Origin of the sequence: Mycobacterium asiaticum (assembly GCF_001673365.1) — a bacterium.
Lineage (GTDB): Bacteria > Actinomycetota > Actinomycetes > Mycobacteriales > Mycobacteriaceae > Mycobacterium > Mycobacterium asiaticum_A.
On record NZ_LZLS01000188.1, the window covers coordinates 1 to 634 of the forward strand.

Annotated in this window: 1 protein-coding gene; it reads left to right on the forward strand. The window is 65.1% G+C overall.

What is annotated here, in order from left to right; genetic code table 11:
• The coding region (locus tag A5634_RS20930) for a serine/threonine-protein kinase (protein WP_155769638.1) at positions 1-634 on the forward strand (634 nt) is incomplete at both ends.

The following is a 634-nucleotide window of genomic DNA, read 5'->3' on the forward strand; positions in this document are numbered from 1 at the left end:
CGAGGCGCGCTCGGCAGCCGGACTCGATGATCCGCACGTGGTGCCGATCTACGACTTCGGCGAGATCGACGGACGCCTCTTTGTCACGATGCGCCTGATCCAGGGCCGTGACCTGCAGACCATGCTGGTGGACGGGCCGCTGGAACCGGATCGCTCGGTTTACGTGATCGAGCAGGTCGCCGCGGCGCTGCACTCCGCTCACCGGGTCAACCTGATCCACCGCGACGTCAAGCCCTCCAACGTGCTGGTCTCCGAAGACGACTTCAGCTACCTGATCGACTTCGGTATCGCCCGCACGACCGGTGAAACCTCGCTGACGAACACCGGAAACGTCATCGGCACCTGGGCGTACATGGCACCCGAACGGGTCACCAGTGACCACACCGACCATCGCGTCGACGTCTATGCCCTGGCCTGCGTGATGCACGAATGCCTCACCGGCAGTAAGCCTTTCCCGGGTAACAGCATCGAGCAACAGATCGGTGGCCATCTGACCCTGCCACCACCGCGCCCGTCGGCCTTGCGCAGCAATGTGCCCACCCAGCTCGACCAGGTCATCGCGACCGGGATGGCCAAGAACCCCGACGACCGTTACGCGAGCACCAAGGAGTTGGCTGCCGCGGCCCGCGCGGCT